Origin of the sequence: Paraburkholderia susongensis (assembly GCF_900177725.1) — a bacterium.
Classification (GTDB): Bacteria; Pseudomonadota; Gammaproteobacteria; order Burkholderiales; family Burkholderiaceae; genus Paraburkholderia; species Paraburkholderia susongensis.
The window spans coordinates 207,931-225,538 of sequence record NZ_FXAT01000007.1 but is presented as its reverse complement, the minus strand read 5'-3'; the positions used below and the strand labels follow the sequence as shown (position 1 = coordinate 225,538).

Below are 17,608 nucleotides of genomic sequence, written 5' to 3'. Positions count from 1 at the left end.
CCGATGTCGTGCGAGAACCAACAGAACGTGCCCATCTGTCGGAGCGACGCCACCGCTCGCCGCTCGATAAACTGCTTCGGCAGGTCATGCGTCTGCTTCGATTCAGCCCGGAAGCCCTTATACGTCAAGGATTGTTCAACTTCATCAGGATGCTTGAATAAATCTGGCACAACCTGTGCGTTAGTGATGTCCGAGCAAACAAGTTGCTCGAAACCACTCGCAAGACTGCGATACCTTCCTTCAGGAGACTCACCATGAACACGCTGACGATCAAAGACCTGCCTGTCACCGAACAACTCGACAGCAACGCCATGCGCTCCGTGCGCGGCGGCTTCGGCCCGAGCCTGTACTACAACTTCAGCCCGGTCATCGCGCCGAACAACAGCAAGAACGTCAACGCCACGCAACTGATCAACAACGAGTTGAACCTGGAAAACGCCAACGGCAACAACGTTGCGTTCGCCGGCGGCATCACCTCGACGCTCGATCCGTTCAACACGTCGAGCAACAACATCCACATGTAATGCGCGACGCGGCGAAGCATCCGCTCCCGTCGGACGCTTCGCCGCACGCCGTTCATCTCCGCCTTTCGCGCACCTTTGGAGAAACGCCATGTCATCCCTCATGATTCGCGATCTGTCCGGCACTCGCGAGCTCGATCGCCGGGCCATGTCCGCGCTCGCCGGCGGTACCGGCAGCAACGTTCCCGGCTTGCCGCTGAGCGGTCTTGCCGGCATTGCCAACGTCAACGTCACGGTGAACCAGAATCTCGTTCAGCAACAAAACGTGAACGTTGCCGCACTCAACAACATCGGCGTGATCGGCGCGGGTTTCGTGCCGCTCAAGCTGAACGTCGACCCGTCGCTGTGGGGCGCCAACTACGCCGTCGTGTGAGCGCGTGCAGCAGCGCGGGACCGGGGGTTCCCTCACTGCCGCAGCGGCGTCACTCGCGATGCCGCCATCCACGGTGCCGTTCCCAGCGTCAACCTCAATGCCGACATGAATGCCCACCACCTCGGGCAAACCGCACACCGATTTCCTATACTGATAGTGCGTCGAGACCTCAGTACTTCGAACGACATAACGAACACCCTGCAAGCGCGGCGGCCGGACTCCGGATAGACCCCGCCACCCGGTTGCTTTTCTGGAGCCGCCATGACAAAGCTCGTCATCAAGGATCTGACCGAGAGCGTCGAGCTCGACCGTGAAGCAATGGCCGCAGTCGTCGGTGGCGCACGCGTCGGTGCGCGCTCGAGTATTGCGGTGGCACTGGTGCCGGCCGCGACGCGCGTCGTCGAATATCCGCCGGGCTTTCCCGCGGCGCATCAGCGTATCGCCAGCGACGCTCTGCAGCGCGGACGGCAACGCCGCTAGAGCTGCAACGCTTTCCTCATCACAACGGCACGCGCGAACCGCGCGTGCCGTTTCTATTTGGGCCTGCTTTTGCAGCGTCCATTTTTCTTCTATCCGCTTCACGCGAAGCTGCGCCGCAATCCAACCATTCGCGCGCAATGCGTCGGGTTCGTGCGAACATCTTCGTTCTCGCGGGCCCTCTCCGCCCGTGCGATCCGGCCGGGCTGTCACGCAGCGCCTTGCCTGGATTCGCATGGCGGCCGAGGCCGGATGTCCCGCGCCGCGTCCGCGCACATTGGCATATACCTTGCGGAAATCGAAGCGGGCACGGCACCGTGCTCGCCTCTTCCCCTCAAGGAGTACTGCCATGAAAGCCACTGTCATCATCAAAGACCTGCCGCGTTGCGCCGGCGACGCATCTCACGAAAAAACGCTCACCGTCGAACAGATGAAGACGCTGCGCGGCGGCCGCTCGGTGGTCGTCACGGTGGACGGCAACGGCACGGGTCATGTCGACGATTGGGACATCAACACCGCCATCTTCGAAGGCCGTATCAGCGGAACTTATCTATAGGACGCGCGAGGTGTCCGCAATTGGAAAGACGGAGCCCTGCCCGCGTTTTCGCGAGAAGGGCGCCGGTCCGATTCACCTGGCGAATGTCCGCATACGGCGAGCGTGGGCGCTGCTCACTCGCCTATGATGATCAGGATGTCGTATGGTTTTTCCAGCTGCCGCCAGTCCCGGCGCCCAACTCATTCCAATTGGAGACGCGCAATGAAATTCATCGTGCAATGGAGCGGTCTCCCGACCGCCGAGAATGCTGTCATTGAGCGCTTCATGAAAACGGGCGGCCAGGTGCCGGAGGGTGTCACGCTGCTGGGGCGCTGGCACGCGATCGGCGGATTGCATGGTTTCGCGATCGTCGAAGCGGACGACATCCGCAGCATAGCGGCGCTCGCGCTCGATTGGGGCGACCTGCTGACCATGAGCGTTTTCCCCGCCATGACCGACGAAGACCTCGGCGCCGCGCTCGGCAAACATCAGACTACGCGTCGCCAGCAGGGATGAGCCCTGCCGCGGATCATGCCGGCAATGGCCAAATAGCTAACGATTCGCACACGGCTCCGCTGCAAAGCCGTCGATCAATTGCTCGAACAGATCGGCGTCGCCCATCTGGCCGCCTTTGAGCATGATCTCCACGCCGTCGAGCTCCGCCCGGTCGGAATGCAGACGGCACACAGTCACGCCTGCGGAAAGCGGCGCGAGATAAGACAGCCCCCACGCGTCGAGCGCGCGCACCGCAAAACTCGACGTATCGCCGCCCGCAATGCCGATGCGTTGCAATCTCACCGCGCCGAGCACGTTCTTCAACAGCGTCGCGCACGCACCGGCGAGCCGCGATGGCGGCGCGCTTCCATCGCCTCGATGCACGGCGTTTTCTTCATTTATCGCACGAAACGTTTGCGTACCATGCGATACATTTCGCGCCGTATACGCGAGCACGTTCCGCCCATCGCGCAACGGCCCGGCAATCGCCGCAACGCGGTCCGCGAGATAGGTTGATGCCGCGTCACCCGTCATCCGCCGTGGGTCCAGTTCCACCCGCAAATACGAATGCGCGGCGCCGATCTGGACTTCGGTCAATGGCGAAAGACTGCCGGCCAGCACGAAAACGGGACCACGTGCGCGAGCCAGTAACGCGGGCGCATCGTTCACTGCCTCAGATTCAGCACGTGCTCCCCGCGCATAGGCATACGCCTGCGCCACGCTGCTTGCACCAACGGCAAGCAAGGGTGACGACTGCGACGCGTAATGCGTCATGACCCGGCCAATAGCGTGCAAATGCGTATCGTCGAGTACGTCGAACAGCAACGCGCCGGGTTTTGCGTCGGGTTTTGCGCCGGGTTTTGCATTGTGCTTCGCATTGGACTTCGCATCCAGCCTGCGCCGCACCTCGGACTGCAATGCGGCCTCGCCCGCCGCGTAACACGGCCAGTCGATCGACTGTACGTGCTCGACACCCTGGCGTTGCAGATGCACACGCAGATCCGCTTCGTTCATCGGCGTCACGGGATGACGGCTCATCGTCGGATGACGGTCGATCCGGTAGATCGACCGTTGCTCATCATCCGCTCCAGCAGCGGCGAATAGCTGGCCGAACACACAATAGCGCCGCAGATTCGGTTGGCCGCCGACGATCGCAACGAGTTCGTTCGCGCAGTATTCGCGCAACGCGCGAATCGCTACGCCGATGCTGCCGGTGTGCGGCGCACTATCGAACGTCGAACACACTTTGTAGTGCATCACGCGCACACCCAGCGCGGCGAATGCAGCGCCGACGCGCGCGAGTTCCTGTCGCTGCGCATGCGGCGCCATCGTACGCGCGGCGCCCGCGACGCCAATCGCGTCGAGCTGGCCGAGCATCGAAAGACGCGCCGCATCGGGCGGCGTGAAAAACAGCATCGTGCGCAGGCCCGCGCGCGCGAGGTGCGCGAGCGTGTCGGTCGCGCCGGTGAAGTCGTCGCCATAGAACGCGTAGGCGGGCCCCGTATCGCGCATCCGCTTCATCTCGCCGCTGCCTGGCATCGCGCTCAACTCCGGCCGCCGAAAAACGTCAGCGCCCGTCGCAACTCCGGCACGTTCTCCGCGTGGATCGCGAGCGGTGTGCCGGCCTGCACGGCCGCCCACGCCTCGCGCACACTCGTGACGCCCGCCGCCGGACCGTCCGGGTGCGCGAGAATCCCGCCGCCGCACATGAAGAGCAGATCGGTCGAATGCACGGCATCGAAAGTCGCCGGCGCCGTACCCGCCCATTGACCCGATGAAAACGCGGGCAGAACGCTGTCGTTGCAACCCGGTGCGAGCGGCGCTGCGCAGTCGCGCGCGGACTCGATCACCTCGGCATCGCTCTGCGCGAATTTGCCCGCGAGACCGTGCACGTGCATATGATCGACACCGGCGAGACGCCAGAGCGTCTGATACGCCTGAAACGACATGCCGAGCGCCGGATCGCGCGACATCATCCCGTAGCCGTTGCGATGCGCATGCAGCACGAGCGGCGTTGCGCGGCGCAGCGTCTGGATTGCCGAGAAGCCGCACCAGTTGATGCTCGCCATCACGCAACTGCCGCCTTCACGCTCGACGAGTTCGGCATGACGACGCATCGCGTCGATATCGTCGGTGATATTGAAGGCGACCATGACGGGCCGGCCGCTGCGCTCGCGATAGGCGCGCACCTCGGACATCACTGCCCGCACGCGTTCGGTAAGCGGTGCGTGCGCGGGGTTCGCGCACACTTCGTCATCCTTGATAAAGTCGACGCCCGCCTCGCACAGCTCGCGCACGAGCGCGGCCGTTTCCATCGCGCTCAGGCCGACGTTCGGCTTGATGATCGTGCCTATCATCGGCCGGCCGCTCACCTGCGTGAGCGCGCGCGTGCCCGCCACGCCATGCCGCGGCAATTCGAAACGCGCGCGATAGACCGCGGGCAAACGCAGCGACAACAGGCGCATGCCGGTCACTTCCCCGAGGTCGTACAGATTGCCTGCGACGGTCGCGGCGAGCGTCGGCAAATTCGCGCCGATGTTGGCAAGCGGAAACGACAACGTGACGCGGGCGCGCCGCCACGGCCCCGGCATGCGCTGCCGTGTCAGCCAGGCGCTCAGCAGACTCGGTTGCGCGGCGGCTTCGAGTTCTTCGATCCGCAGCACGTTCGCGCGGCTGCGCGCGCGCAACGCATCGGATTCGTTCGCGACCCGCACGAACGTACCACTCGATTGCTCGCCTGCCATCACGTCCGCGACACGCGCGAGTTCGAGTGGCGTTTCGATCAGATAGTCGGCTTCGAGCGTATCGCTATCGATTGGCCGCCGCGCCTGCATGCCGTTCATAGCGTGCCCAGATCGGGAAACGGACGCACCGGCTCGCGGCCATTCCAGTCGCGCGACGCCGCGTAGATCATGTCGAACAGTTTGCCCTTCGGCCCCGCGATTTCCGACAGTTCGATCACGGTGCCCGGATGGTCTTCGGTATCGAAGTAGACGAAGCGGCCGTTACGCCCCACCTCGCCGCTCATCGCCACCTTGAAGCCCTGCTCCTGCAGACGCGCGAGATCCGCGTCGAACGACGTGGTCCAGTACGCGTTGTGCTGCAAGCCGGTATGGCCGGCGGCGAGAAAGTCGCGATACATCGAGGGCGCATCGTTGCGCGTCTGGATCAGTTCGACCTGCAACGGCCCCGAGTTCGCGAGCGCCACCGAGTTATGCACTTCATAGCGCTGCCCGCGATACGTGTAGTTTTCGATTGGCACGCGCTCGTTGTAAAACCACGGACCCACGCCGAGCACACGGCTCCAGTAGTCCATCGCGGCCTCGATGTCGCGCACCACGTAGCCGGCCTGCCGGATTTCACCAAAGAAACGACTCATGAAACTCTCCCGTTGCTGCGGGGTTTGAGGACGAGCGGCGCCCCGGCGCGGTGCGAACGCAGCGCCCGAATGCCCGCAAAGTGAAGAACTGTCTAGAGGAATCCGATCGATATCCACGGAATCGCTGCGACGAGCAGCAGACCGAAGATCAGTGCGCCCATATAACCGATGATCGGACGAATCCCCGCATCGGGATTGACCTTGCTGATCGCGCACGCCGAGTAGTAACCCACTCCGAACGGCGGAGAGAAAAGGCCGACACCCATCGAGAGAATCACAACGATCGCGTAATGCACTTCGTGAACACCGGCGAGCCGCGCGATCGGAAACAGCAATGGCCCGAACAGCACGATGGCGGGAATCCCTTCGAGCACGCTGCCGAGCATCACGAACACGACGATCGATACCGCGAGAAAACCGTACGCACCGCCCGGCATCGAGCCCATCAGTTGCGCGAGATCCTGCGAGAAGCCGGATTGCGTGAGCGCCCAGGCCATCGCGGTCGCGCAGCCGATGATGAACAGGATCGCGCCCGACAGCGTCGCGGCATCGACGAGCATGCGGCCGAGCCGCCGCCATTCGAAGCGCCGGTAAATCAGCAGCCCGACCAGCATCGAATACACAATGCCGATCGTCGACACCTCGGTCGCCGTCGCGACGCCTTCGACCACCGCCATGCGAATCACGAACGGCAACGCAAGCGCAGGCAGCGAGACGACGAACATCCGGCCAATCTGCCTGCGCGTGAAGCGTTGCGCGCCGCTCAGGTCTTCCTTGCGATAGCGCCACCACACGACGACGCACAAAATCAACGCGAGCACCGCGGCCGGCAACATGCCGGCGGTGAAGAGCGCGGAGATCGACAGCCCCGTCACCGAGCCGATCGTAATCAGCACGATGCTCGGAGGAATGGTCTCGCTTTGCGCGCCGGTCGTCGCAAGCAGCGCGACCAGATCGCCTTCGGACGCGCCGCGCTTTTTCATCTCGGGAAACAGCACCGGCGCGATGGCCGCCATGTCCGCGACTTTCGAGCCGGAGATGCCCGACACGAGATACATCGCGCCGATCAGCACGAACGACAACCCGCCGCGCACATGACCGACGAGGCTCGCGAGAAACTCGATCATCGCGCGCGCCATGCCGGTCATCTCGATCAGCAGACCGAGAAACACGAAGAGCGGCACGGCCAGCAGTACCAGATGCGACATGCCCTCATCCATGCGGCCGACCACGACTTCGAGCGGCGTATAGGTCGACAGGCCGAGATAGCCGAACGTCGCAAGCGCAAACGAAAACCCGATCGGCACACCGGAGAAAATGCCGACCGCGACCACGCCGACGAAAAAGATCACGAGGTTGAGCTTGCCGAGCGTCTGAAACCACGGTCCCGCGAAAACGGCCACTGCGCCAAGCAGCGCGGCAATCGCCAGCACGACGAGCACGTCGCTCACGCGGCTCACCTGCGCGAGACGGATCAAGCCAACCAGCAGCATCAACGCCGCGCCGATCGGCAACGCGAGCGCGCGCCATGCGTTGCTGATCTGCAAGGCGGGCGTGACGATCGCCGCTTCGCCCGACGCGTAATCGTAGGCCGGCGCGATCAGCAGCGCGAGCAAGGCGATCGACGCGACTATCGCGAGCGTATCGACGAAAGCACGCGCCCGCGGCGACAAACGGCTGACGAGCGCGGTCATACGCATGTGCTCGCCGCGCCTCAATGCAAGCACTGCGCCGAGCATCGCGAGCCACAGAAACAGAATGCCGGCCAGTTCATCAGACCACACGAGCGGCTGATGCAACACATAGCGCGACACGACGCCCGCGAGCATCACGACGATTTCGATCGCCAGCAGCGCCGCCGCGCACACTTCGACGAGCGCAATCAGCCCGCGATCGAAGCTGCGCAGCCAGCGGCGCGGCAGACTCGCCGCGTGCAACGGCACGGCCGCTTCCACCGGATTCAATGCGTGATTCGACATCCTGCTGTCTCCTTGCGGCCGCGCGCCGCGCGTCGTCTGATGCTCGCCGGACTGCGGTGCACTCACGCGAGCTTGCCGACCGATTGCTCGAGCAGATCCCACGCCTCGTTGCCGAAGCGGCCCTGCCATTGGCTATAGAAGCCGGCTTGACGCAATGCGGTACGAAACGTATCGGGCGACGGGCGATTGATCGCGAGGCCCTTGCCTTGCAGATCGGCGACGGCCGCGTCGTTCAGCTTGCGCACGTCGTCGCGCTGTTTGATCGCCGCCTGATTGAACGCGTCGCTCGCAATCGCCTGCAGATCTTTCGGCAAGCGCTGCCACGCGCGCTGGTTCAGCACGAACCAGTAGCCGTCCCACATGTGATTGGTCAGCGAGCAGTACTTCTGCACTTCATAGAGCTTCGCGACCTGCACGATCGGCAGCGGATTTTCCTGCGCATCGACAATGTGCGTCTGCAACGACGAATACACTTCACTGAATTGCAGGCTCGTCGGCGCGGCACCGAGCCCCTTGAACATGTCGATGCTGAGCGGACTCACCGGCACGCGAATCTTCAGACCGCGCATGTTCTGCGCGTTCACGATCGGCGCGGTACTCGTCGTGGTCTGACGAAAGCCGTTGTCCCACATCTTCTCGAACGATTCGAGCCCGGCCTTCTGCATCGCCGCGCGCACGTATGCGCCGAGCTTGCCGTCCATCGCGCGCCACACCTGGTCGTAATCGGCGAATGCGAAACCGACCGCATTGATCGCGACCGATGGCGCGAGCGTCGACACCACGAGCGCCGACGGCGTGAACATTTCGATGCCGCCGCTGCGCACCTGCGCGAGCATGTCGGTGTCGCCGCCCAACTGGTTGTTGGGGAATATCCGGATCTCCATGCGCCCCCTGGACGCCTCGCGGACCTGATTCGCCGCCTCCTGCGAGCGCACGTTCAGCGGATGCGTGAGCGGCAGGTTGTTGCCGTACTTGAACACGAACTCCGGGCCGGATGCCGCGCGCACGATAGCTGGAAAGCCTAGCGCACTCGCCACCGGCACGGCGGCCGCGGCACGCAGCAGACTGCGTCTCGCGAGGTTGGTCATGAGCGTCTCCTTGTCGACCGGGGTCGGTGCTTCGACGCCGACTCCGATCCCATGCAGGTTGATTGCTGCTTATAATTGATGTGACTGTCGGATCCATCAAAATCCATCATCACCTGTTGCAACGCTCTGATTTCCACGTCATCGGCGTTGAGGCGCGGTGCGATAGCTGCAAGACTAGGCGTGCGCGGCAATCGCTGTCAAACCGCGAATCTGATGTTTTTTGATGGACTTCACTCCGTTGAGGACTGCCATGTCCGAACCGCTTCATCTCACCGGGGCCGCGCGTCTCAACGCTCCCGCGCGCATTCCCGACATTGCGCGCGCGGCCGGCGTGTCGACCGCCACTGTCGATCGCGTGCTCAACGGCCGCGAAGGCGTGCGGGCCGTCACCGCGCAACGCGTGCTGCAGGCGGCCGCGCAACTCGGCTATCTGCTCACGCCGAATCCGCCCGCCGTACCGGCGTCGAAGCCGATGCGCATCGCGTTTCTCCTGCCGGCCGGCACCAATCGTTATCTGCACATGCTCGGCGACTACATCGAATTCGCGCACGAGCAGTGGAGCGCGTTGGACATGAAGTGCCGCGTGCACTACGTCGAGAGCTTCAACCCGAACGAACTCGCGGACCGTCTGCTGCATTACGGACAGCGCGCGGATGGCGTCGTGTTCATGGCGCTCGAACATCCGGTCGTGCGCGATGCGGTCAATACGCTCGCGGACCAGGGCGTACCTGCGATTACGCTGATTTCGGACCTGTCGAATGCGCGGCGTCTCGCGTATGTCGGCATCGACAACCGTGCGGCGGGGCGCACGGCGGCATTGCTGTTAGGCCGCTTCATGGGCCCGCGGCCGAGCGGCAAGATCGCGATGCTCGCGGGCAGCCTCAACTATCGCGGGCACGAGGAGCGCGAAATCGGCTTTCTGCATCTGATCGAATCGACGTTTCCACAGGTGCGCGTGATCGGACTGCGCGAAGGGCACGACGACAGCGAGCGCAACTATATGCAGACGCGCAAGCTGCTCGAAGAGCATCCCGATCTCGCGGGTATTTATAACAGCGGTGGCGGTTCGGATGGCGTCGCGCGCGCGATCGTCGAAGCGCGTGCGGAGCAGAAGATCCTGTTTGTCGGGCATGGCTTGACGCCCGATACGCGCGCATTGCTGATAGACGGAACGATGGATGCGCTGATTACGCAAACGCCGCAAGCGATGGTGGGCAACTGTCTGCGGATTTTCCGCAACGTGCGCGAGAAACGCGACGCGCTGAGCGACGTGAAGCCGGTGCAGTTCAGCATCGTGTTGCGGGAGAATTTGCCCTGATTCAAGGGCGTTTTCCGGTGCGGTTCGTGAGGTCGTATTCGTATGGCTCGTGCGTTTTCGACGCGAACCGCGAACCGCGAGCGTGCGGACTTTATACGGCAACATGCGTTCATGCCCGGCGAGCGCGCCTTGCGGCGCGGGTAGCGCCGGAAATCACCCGCGTGCCGCCTTCCTGTGTGAAAGCGGCGAGACACCGGAGCGCGGCTTGTGGCCGCAAAAGCCGCTGGGCGCGAAACCCGCGGCCCGGACGGTTGTCCCGGGCATGAATGCATCTGGAAAATATACCGGGAGCCCCGCTGGATAGGCTTCTTAAAGATCTAGCGTTCCTGCATCGCTTCGGGATAATCTACGCCTATAATCAGTTTTCAACGAATATTCTTCCGATCACTTTCATGACTGCCCGAAACCGCCCGCTCGACCAACTCGATCGCAAGATCATGCGCGAGCTGCAAAAGAACGCCCGGCTCAGCAACGCGGAACTCGCCGAACTGGTCGGCATGTCGACCACCGCGTGCTGGAACCGTACGCGCCAACTCGAAAACGAAGGGTATATCCGCGGCTATGTCGCGTTGCTCGATCAGCAGAAGCTCGGCTTCGCGGACGTCGTGCTGCTCGAAGTGACGCTAGACCGGCACGACGACGACGCGCTCGCACGCTTCGGCGCCGAACTTGCCACGCTCAGCGAAGTACTCGAGGCGTATCTGGTCTCGGGCGATTACGACTATCTGGTCAAGGTCGCGGTGGATGGCACTGCCGGCTACGAGCGCTTTCTGCGCGAAAAGCTCTACAAGATCGCGGGCATTCGCCATAGCCGTTCGATGTTCGCGCTGCGATGCATGAAGAGCATTCCGTCGATTGCAATCTGATTCGTCGGCAGCGTCGGATAAACGGCCGAGTTCTTCGGCAATTCGTCCGCCCACGCCGGAATGTATCGAATACGCCGCCCGCGTGAAGATACGCAGGCGGTCTGCGCGTCGCCTCGTTCAGGAATGCGCGTAGATCGAGCCGAAGCTCATGGCGTTCGAGCCAACCGCCGCCGCGCGATTCATCGGCGCGCGCGAGCCGGAGTCCGAGGTGCCTTTCGCGACGCCGCCATATGCGGACACGGCGGCGTTGTCGCCAGCACTGATACGCGCTTCCGCAGCCTCGATGTTCCGCGGATATTGCGTGTTGTCGCTCGCGGGGCTGTAGCCGGCCTTCTGCAACTGGACCAGTTCCGCGCGCACTTCGGCGCGCGTGAGCGCATGCTGCGGTTGCGCTTGCGCGAACGAAGCGACGGGCACGGCAACAAGGGCGGCAACGATAAGCGATTGAACGAGTTTCATGAGGTTTCTCCAGATATCAAAACACACAGGGATCAAGGGTTGAGCGGAACACGCGGCAGTCGTGGCAGATATGCCGTCATGTCCCGCCTGATTCACGCAACGTCGTGAATCAACCTTGCGTGACGACATTTGAACGCGCCAACGTATCTGGAATGTTTTCGTCTGCGCCCTTTTGTGCAAGCGAGTTTGTCTGTGCACGCCACAGATACATTGCGATACAAAAAGGCGGTTCTGCGTATTCCGTGCATCCCGCTCAAGAAAAAAACCTCAGGAGCCGAACGTCGGCTCCTGGGGTTCCGGTGCGCAAATCGGAGAAAGAAACCGGCACTCGCCGGCCCGCCTCACGCCATGCGCGTCACGTCGATAATGGCTTGCGCAAATGCTTTGGGCGCTTCCTGCGGCAGGTTATGGCCGATGCCGCCGCTAAGGTTGCGGTGCTGATATTTGCCGGTAAACTTCTTCGCGTACGCGGCCGGCTCGGGATGCGCGGCGCCGTTGGCGTCGCCCTCGAGCGTGATGGTCGGCACCGAGATGGCCGGCCCCGTCGCCAGACGCTTTTCGAGTTCGTCGTATTGCGGTTCGCCCTGGACCAGCCCCAGACGCCAGCGGTAGTTGTGAATCACCACCGCAACATGGTCGGGGTTGTTGAACGAGGCGGCGGTGCGCTCGAACGTCGCGTCGTCGAAATCCCATTTCGGTGAGGCCGTATGCCAGATCAGCCTGTTGAAGTCATGACGGTTCGCTTCATAACCCGCACGGCCGCGCTCGGTGGCGAAATAGAACTGATACCACCAGGCCAGTTCGGCCTTCGGCGGCAACGGCGCGCGGTTCGCTTCCTGACTGCCGATCAGATAGCCGCTCACCGAGACCATCGCCGTGCAGCGTTGCGGCCACAGCGCCGCAATGATGTTCACCGTGCGCGCGCCCCAATCGAAGCCGCCGAGCACGGCCTTGTCGATTTTCAGCGCATCCATCAGGTTGATGATGTCGACCGCGACCACGGCCTGCTGACCGTTGCGCGGCGTATCGGAGGAAAGGAAGCGCGTCGGGCCGTAGCCGCGCAGATAAGGAACGATGACGCGATAGCCGGCGGCCGCGAGCAGTGGCGTCACCTCGGCGAAGCTGTAGATGTCATAGGGCCAGCCATGCAGCAGAATCACTACCGGTCCATTTTGCGGACCCGCTTCCGCATAACTGATGTTGAGCGTGCCAGCGTTGATCGAGCGAATGTTCTCGAACGAAGCGGCGCGCCCGCTCGCCTTCGCATTGCCGGACGTGTCGGCCAACTGCGCATGTGCGAGTCCGCTCAGTCCCAATTCAAGCAGGCTGATGCCCGCAACGGCAGTCCCGAGAAAACGACGACGACTATTGATCTGATCCGACATGATTATTCTCCTCAAATCACGATAGCTATGCGGAATTAATCTGATCCGTTCTGCACGCATCCTGCGCCACGCGATAAAGCCGAAACCGCGTGTCGCCGCGTTCAACCGCTGTACGAACAGAACGGACACAAAGGGCAATTGAATGAAATGGGTGATGCGAATATGAAACGCGCGAATATAAAAAGCACGAACCTGAAACGCGGAGTGCTTCGACGACAGAACCACCGGTTTGCGGCTTCACCGCTGTCGTAATGCTTGAGTTGAATAGTGACAGCACGAGCCATTGACAGCAAGAGCAACTAAGTTCACATATCGTTGCTTTATGCGCAACGGACTAACCGTAGCTCGACGTAAAGGGCGTTCCGAACCGGCGAATCACGCCCGGCGATACGGCAGATCTGCTCGCTGACGTGGCGCGAAACGCGCTTCAACACGCCACTCTCAAGCTCAGGGGCCGTTGGACAGCGCTCTCCCAGTTAAATATTTGATTCACGGCCAGGATTGGGCGCAAGCCCATTGCGATCAAGAATGAGCTCCGGTAAAAAATGAGGCGTTCGCACATCGCGTATCTCATCGAGTGAGGTTCGCAGTTATGCAACTGTTCATAAATTTACCAACGGAGAATTTGGAGATGGCAATTCCAGCATACATGTGGCTCAAGGATGATGATGGCGCAGATATCAAAGGTCCATCAATGGTCCAGGGGCGTGAAGGCAGTATCGAGGTTATTGGCTTCAATCACGCCATAAGCCTGCCGGTAGACAGTCACAACGGCAAGATCATGGGAAGAGCGCTAGACCAATGAGCCATACGTACAATTACGGATCCCATAGCAATCTAACCCCTGCCGAATTGTTCCTGTTTATCGTCGTCGATGAAACATGCTCGCAGCTTGAGATTGATGACGTTGAAGCTGTGTTGCTCATCCTGTCAGGGCTTCCGCTCCTGCCCACGAGAGCCAAACCGCTGGGAGCTACACGAGGAACATCCGTTGCATCGGTCATGTCCCGGTCACTGTTCAGGTACGAACTCAAACACAAGGTATTGCCAACCTTCACCTGGCAGAGCATGAAACAGTTCAGATGGATCCTGACGCACCGGTTAAGTGTCTTTGTCGGCCGAACCATTCCCGGCGCTGGCTGGGTGCTGCTGGCAAACGACGCCTACCAGATTACGCACAACACAGTTCTGAAATACGATCGGATCGTCGGATCCGAGGACAGGGTGTTTTGATGGAAGATCGTGCCTGGGAAAGTCTGGAGTTGTTCGTCAGGCAGGAAGCTCGCCTGCCAGCAAAGAAGCCGGTCACACCAGACATGTCCGTCGAAAACGATCTGGGCCAGCAAGGCGACGATGCCGATATTTTCATGCAACGGTTCTTCGAGTCTTTCGGCATAGACCGTGGAGACTACGACTTCCATCGATATTTCCTGATGGAAGGAGAAGGCCTCCTGTACCACTTCCTCACCCGCCACGTGCTGAGACGGCAGCACTCCCTGAAACGGGAGCCGCTAACCGTCAGGATGCTCCACAAAGCCCTGCTTTCAGGCAAGTGGGATTCTGGAGCGCTGCACAACGATTGCCCCGCCTGAAAAGCCATAGGCCCCGCTTCTTCATCGCGTCGCTCTGCGGCGCGCTGGAGGGCGAATATTCCGAACTCGCCCGCGCGGTCGCCGCGGCTGCCGGCATGCCCGGACTCTGTCCGGCAGAGATTCAATCGTGAGCCTCTGCTGCGCACCTCTGTCAACCTCGACGGACACGGGAGAATGCGATGAACGCACGTGAAGCATGGCTCGAAGGGCGTGCCGAATCGGCAACTCACGCCTCGCGATACGGCAGACCCTCTCGCTGACGCGGCGCGAAGCGTGAATGACAAACTTGCTGCGGCGAATGCTTCCGCGACAAAGCACTGACTGGCTTCGATCTCAGCAACAGCCCGTGCGTGCCGCAGAATCTCGGCAACACACAGGCGTTCGAGTATTCTGACGTCTCGACAGGCGGAGATGTGACGGTCCTTGCCGCACGCGGCGTCGGCAAACAACAGGAGATCGCGTGCAAGATGCTGTCGCAAACATACGGTGGCGATTTGAGAACTCGCCTTGCGTGCGAACAACGTGCTTTTGAAACATGCAACCAGTGTAGAGGCTATTGATGGTCCGAGATCTTGCTGTCGTCTTTATCTACGATGACGACACGAATACGCTCAAGATGAGCAACACACCAACCACGCCCGGGTCATGACATGCGAGAGATCAATCAGCAACGCCTTCGGTATTTCAACGAGGTGCTGACGCACGGCACCATTCGCGGTGCTGCGGAAAGCATCAATACATCGCCGTCCGTGATTACACGGCAGATCAAGCTGCTCGAAGACGAATTAGGTACCGTGCTGTTCGAACGTCAGCCGCGCGGCGTCAAACCAACCGAAGCAGCCACGCATCTGCTCGAATTCTGGCGCGGCTATCGCTCGCAGCAGGAGAAGCTCGAAGATCAGTTGCACGCGCTAAAAGGCCTTCAGCGAGGGCAGATCCGGCTCGCCATCAGCGAAGGTTTTGTCGATACGCTCGTCGACGATGTACTCGCGCCATTCTGTGCCCAGTATCCCGAACTGGAAATCGGCATGGACATGCTCGCGGTCGATTCGATTCAGGAGGAAGTCGCGGAAAGCCGCGCACATATCGGGCTCGCGTACAATCCGCCGCCTCATCCGCGCATCGAATATCGTGCGAGTTCGCTTCAGCCCGTCGTGCTGCTGTTGAGAAGCGATCATCCGCTCGCCAGGCGGAAAAGACCCGCCAGTCTCGACGATCTGAGCGCATACCCGCTGGCGCTGATGCCCTCGACATTTGGCATTGGTCATGTCGTCAAGATGACGGAATTGGCGGAGAACGTTTCGATCCGCGCGACGCTGACGACCAATTCGCTGAGCGGCCTGAAGCGATTCGTAGCCGCTGAGAACTTCATGACGCTAATCGGCGAATTTGCCGCTTACCGCGAAATCGCGAGCGGCGAATTGACGACAGTACCGATCGCACATCCGCTCTTTTCCGGCGCGCAAGCTCGCGTGCTGGTCAAAACCGGCCGGCCGCTCGCGCCAGGCCCGCTCGAGTTGCTGCGGTGGATTCAGGAGCGCATGCCGATGTTCTCGTCGCCTGAAGCGAAGCGAGCGGCAAACGCCTCTGCAAATGCAGCAAAAAAGCGCAGGACGCGCTAGTCGCAGTAGTCGCACTAATCGCGCGCTCCGGCAACGCCGCTTCCGCAAGCCCGTACGCCAGCGCACCCGGTGAATTGTGTCGCAATGTATCTGTGCAGTGCGCAGATACAAAACATTGCACGCACCTCGTATTGCCGACATAAACCAGATACCTGCGGGCGTTCCAATACGGCCATACCAGCCAACGGAACGCCCATCATGCACAGCACGCTCGAAACGCCGCTCGCCCTGCTCGCCGGGTTGCTCACGATTGCATCGCCTTGCGTCCTGCCGGTCATGCCGATCCTGCTCGGCACCTCCGTCGAACAACCGAGCCGTACACGACCGCTCTTTATCGTCGCCGGCTTCATTCTGACTTTCGCATCGTTTGCATTGCTGCTGGGCGCGGTGTCGAGCACCGTCCATGTCGCGCAGCAGGTGCTGAGAAACACGGGCATCGCGCTGCTCGCGTTGTCCGGTCTCATGCGCGTATGGCCGCGTCCTTACGACTGGCTCGTCGCGCAGGTACAGGGGCCGCTCGAGCGCATCGGCGCGGCCATTTCACCCGGCGGACAACCCGGCAGCGGCAACGCCGGCGGCTTCGTGCTCGGCATGTCGCTCGGCGCGGTGTGGACACCCTGTGCGGGCCCCGTGCTGGCCTCGATCCTCGTGCTCGTGGTCAAGGCGCAGGATCTCGGCTGGTCAGCGCTGCTGCTCACGCTGTATGCGATCGGCGCCGCGATTCCAATGCTCGCGATCATCTACGGCGGACATTACGTGACCCGTCACGTACGCGTCGTGTCGCGCCATGCGCATCGTCTGCAACAGGTATTCGGCGCACTGGTGATGCTGACCGCACTCGCCATCTATCTGCAATACGACGTGCTGCTGTACGCCCGGCTCGCCGCGTTTTTCCCCTCCCTCAAAGGACTCTGACATGAACGCCCGACTCAAGACTCTCGCTCTCGCCACGGCTTTTGCCGCGTTCGCCGCATTCGCCGCAACGGCAGCCACCCATGCCACCACAATTGGCGCGCAGCAGGAAAGCGCTTCGCCCGCGCCCGAATTCACGGGCATTACGCAGTGGCTCAATAGCGAACCGCTCAAACTGCAGCAATTGCGCGGCAAGGTCGTGCTGGTCGACTTCTGGACCTATAGCTGTATCAATTGCGCCAATACGCTGCCCTACGTGAAAAGCTGGAATCAGAAGTACAAGGATCAGGGGCTGACGGTCATCGGCGTTCACACGCCCGAGTATCCGTTCGAACGCGACACCGGTAACGTGAAGACCGCCATCAAGCGGCTCGGCATCAGCTATCCAGTCGCGCAGGACAATCAGTACGCGACGTGGAATGCCTATAACAACCAGTACTGGCCCGCGTTCTATCTGATCGACAAGAAAGGGCAGATTGTCTACTCGCACTTCGGAGAAGGCGACTATGCGCAGACTGAAGCGAAGATTCAGGCGCTGCTCGCGCAGAAGAGTTGACGCGGTGCTGGCGAAGAACCGGCGCGAGTCACTGGACGGAACGTGTCTTGT

The 17,608-nt window shown here is 61.6% G+C and carries 19 protein-coding genes and 1 pseudogene; 13 read left to right on the top strand and 7 right to left on the bottom strand.

Annotated elements, in window-relative coordinates:
• Positions 1–254: 254 nt before the first annotated feature.
• From B9Z01_RS21880 to B9Z01_RS21860, 5 genes are all read left to right on the top strand, one after another.
• A complete protein-coding gene (locus B9Z01_RS21880; protein ID WP_085486900.1) occupies positions 255–524 on the top strand; it encodes a hypothetical protein in 270 nt (89 codons plus the stop codon).
• A gap of 88 nt (positions 525–612) precedes the next feature.
• Positions 613–894 (top strand): hypothetical protein, encoded by a 282-nt coding sequence (locus B9Z01_RS21875; protein ID WP_085486898.1) that lies wholly within the window; start codon positions 613–615, stop codon positions 892–894.
• A gap of 261 nt (positions 895–1,155) precedes the next feature.
• The gene (locus tag B9Z01_RS21870; RefSeq protein ID WP_085486896.1) at positions 1,156–1,374 is read left to right on the top strand and encodes a hypothetical protein; all 219 of its coding nucleotides are present in this window, start codon (positions 1,156–1,158) and stop codon (positions 1,372–1,374) included.
• Between the two features lie 346 nt (positions 1,375–1,720).
• Entirely contained in the window at positions 1,721–1,927 is a 207-nt protein-coding gene (locus B9Z01_RS21865) for a hypothetical protein (RefSeq protein ID WP_085486894.1), read from the top strand.
• 201 nt (positions 1,928–2,128) lie between these two features.
• Positions 2,129–2,422, top strand: a complete 294-nt coding sequence (locus B9Z01_RS21860; RefSeq protein WP_085486892.1) for a DUF3303 domain-containing protein — start codon at positions 2,129–2,131, stop codon at positions 2,420–2,422.
• Positions 2,423–2,458: 36 nt separating this feature from the next.
• Here B9Z01_RS21860 and B9Z01_RS21855 read toward each other — a convergent pair whose 3' ends face one another.
• From B9Z01_RS21855 to B9Z01_RS21835, 5 genes are all read right to left on the bottom strand, one after another.
• Positions 2,459–3,940 carry a four-carbon acid sugar kinase family protein gene (locus B9Z01_RS21855; RefSeq protein WP_244196119.1) on the bottom strand — a complete coding sequence of 494 codons (1,482 nt, stop codon included), beginning with the start codon at positions 3,938–3,940 and terminating at the stop codon, positions 2,459–2,461.
• A gap of 5 nt (positions 3,941–3,945) precedes the next feature.
• A complete protein-coding gene (locus tag B9Z01_RS21850; protein WP_085486890.1) occupies positions 3,946–5,244 on the bottom strand; it encodes a ribulose-bisphosphate carboxylase large subunit family protein in 1,299 nt (432 codons plus the stop codon).
• Positions 5,241–5,780, bottom strand: a complete 540-nt coding sequence (locus tag B9Z01_RS21845) for a VOC family protein (protein ID WP_085486888.1) — start codon at positions 5,778–5,780, stop codon at positions 5,241–5,243. The genes B9Z01_RS21850 and B9Z01_RS21845 overlap by 4 nt, the downstream gene beginning before the upstream one ends.
• Before the next feature lie 92 nt (positions 5,781–5,872).
• Entirely contained in the window at positions 5,873–7,759 is a 1,887-nt protein-coding gene (locus B9Z01_RS21840) for a TRAP transporter large permease (RefSeq protein ID WP_085486886.1), read from the bottom strand.
• Positions 7,760–7,821: 62 nt separating this feature from the next.
• Positions 7,822–8,847 (bottom strand): TRAP transporter substrate-binding protein, encoded by a 1,026-nt coding sequence (locus B9Z01_RS21835; RefSeq protein ID WP_085486884.1) that lies wholly within the window; start codon positions 8,845–8,847, stop codon positions 7,822–7,824.
• Between the two features lie 250 nt (positions 8,848–9,097).
• Here B9Z01_RS21835 and B9Z01_RS21830 point away from each other — a divergent pair, with 250 nt between their 5' ends.
• Together B9Z01_RS21830 and B9Z01_RS21825 are read left to right on the top strand one after the other, a co-directional pair.
• Complete coding sequence (locus B9Z01_RS21830; protein ID WP_085486882.1) at positions 9,098–10,165, top strand: LacI family DNA-binding transcriptional regulator; 1,068 nt, start codon at positions 9,098–9,100, stop codon at positions 10,163–10,165.
• 392 nt (positions 10,166–10,557) lie between these two features.
• On the top strand, positions 10,558–11,031 hold the full coding sequence (locus tag B9Z01_RS21825; protein WP_085486880.1) for an Lrp/AsnC family transcriptional regulator: 474 nt from the start codon (positions 10,558–10,560) through the stop codon (positions 11,029–11,031).
• Between the two features lie 117 nt (positions 11,032–11,148).
• On the opposite strand, the gene B9Z01_RS21820 is transcribed toward B9Z01_RS21825, so the two are convergent.
• Both B9Z01_RS21820 and B9Z01_RS21815 read right to left on the bottom strand, forming a co-directional pair.
• Positions 11,149–11,490 carry a DUF4148 domain-containing protein gene (locus B9Z01_RS21820; protein ID WP_085486878.1) on the bottom strand — a complete coding sequence of 114 codons (342 nt, stop codon included), beginning with the start codon at positions 11,488–11,490 and terminating at the stop codon, positions 11,149–11,151.
• A gap of 341 nt (positions 11,491–11,831) precedes the next feature.
• Positions 11,832–12,875, bottom strand: coding sequence for an alpha/beta fold hydrolase (locus B9Z01_RS21815; RefSeq protein WP_085486876.1), 1,044 nt, complete (start codon positions 12,873–12,875; stop codon positions 11,832–11,834).
• A 631-nt stretch (positions 12,876–13,506) separates the two neighbouring features.
• Here B9Z01_RS21815 and B9Z01_RS21810 point away from each other — a divergent pair.
• From B9Z01_RS21810 to B9Z01_RS21785, 6 genes and pseudogenes are all read left to right on the top strand, one after another.
• Positions 13,507–13,662, top strand: a pseudogene (locus tag B9Z01_RS21810) (type VI secretion system tube protein Hcp); the annotation flags it as partial.
• Positions 13,663–13,676: 14 nt separating this feature from the next.
• Entirely contained in the window at positions 13,677–14,108 is a 432-nt protein-coding gene (locus B9Z01_RS21805) for an STM2901 family protein (protein WP_085486872.1), read from the top strand.
• On the top strand, positions 14,108–14,467 hold the full coding sequence (locus tag B9Z01_RS21800; RefSeq protein WP_085486870.1) for a DUF1493 family protein: 360 nt from the start codon (positions 14,108–14,110) through the stop codon (positions 14,465–14,467). Before B9Z01_RS21805 ends, B9Z01_RS21800 begins: the two co-directional genes overlap by 1 nt.
• Before the next feature lie 650 nt (positions 14,468–15,117).
• Positions 15,118–16,089 carry a LysR family transcriptional regulator gene (locus B9Z01_RS21795; protein ID WP_085486868.1) on the top strand — a complete coding sequence of 324 codons (972 nt, stop codon included), beginning with the start codon at positions 15,118–15,120 and terminating at the stop codon, positions 16,087–16,089.
• Between the two features lie 198 nt (positions 16,090–16,287).
• A complete protein-coding gene (locus tag B9Z01_RS21790; RefSeq protein WP_085486866.1) occupies positions 16,288–17,004 on the top strand; it encodes a cytochrome c biogenesis CcdA family protein in 717 nt (238 codons plus the stop codon).
• A 1-nt stretch (position 17,005) separates the two neighbouring features.
• Positions 17,006–17,557: a thioredoxin family protein gene (locus tag B9Z01_RS21785; protein ID WP_085486864.1), complete on the top strand. Its 552-nt coding sequence runs from the start codon at positions 17,006–17,008 to the stop codon at positions 17,555–17,557.
• Positions 17,558–17,608 lie beyond the last annotated feature (51 nt).